General features: G+C 32.4%; 1 protein-coding gene. It reads right to left on the bottom strand.

Translation table 11 applies throughout. From position 1 onward, the window contains the following. Window positions 1–61: 61 nt before the first annotated feature. Window positions 62–636: IS3 family transposase (locus tag AB8S09_RS15805; protein ID WP_369869561.1), on the bottom strand; the 575-nt coding region annotated here is incomplete at its 5' end.

The raw sequence follows: 636 nt of genomic DNA, 5'->3' as shown, positions 1-636 counted from the left end.
TGGTACTATGTCAAGAAAAAGCACAAATTAAAATGGGAAAATTCTAAGTAATCCTATAACTTTAACTTGCAATTGATTCATCAAATTTTGCAGTCTTTTTATATACTTTTTCAAACTCGTTTGGCGACATATAATTGCAGTGGCTGTGAATTCTTACAGTATTATAAAATGTTTCAATGTATTCAAATACAAGAATATATGCATGGCGGTAATTTTTAATTCTAAAGCGATTTATCCACTCACGTTTTATAATTGCGTGGAAGGATTCAATACAGGCATTATCCCATGGATATGCTTTTTTAGAATAACTAAGTACCATTTTTGAAGCAGCTTTTCTATATTCTTTTGACACATATTGCCTGCCCCTGTCGCTGTGTATGATGACTGGATTCACAAGTTTTCTGTTTTTCTTAGCTTTATTAATAGTATCAATAACACAAGAAACCTCCAAAGTTTTTGAGAGTGTCCAGGCTATAATTTTTCGTGAGTATAAATCCATAATACTTGCAAGGTATACAAAACCTGCATCAGTCCAAAGATATGTAATATCTGTACACCATACTGCATTTGGTGCAATAGGGTTAAACTGTTCATTTAGAATGTTTTCCAGCTTACTGCTGAAATCAGAATCCTTTG

The sequence above is a fragment of the Clostridium lapidicellarium genome (genome assembly GCF_041224415.1).
GTDB lineage: Bacteria > Bacillota > Clostridia > Clostridiales > Clostridiaceae > Clostridium_B > Clostridium_B lapidicellarium.
The sequence above is the reverse complement of the archived record's forward strand: the minus strand, read 5'-3'. Positions and strand labels throughout refer to the sequence as shown.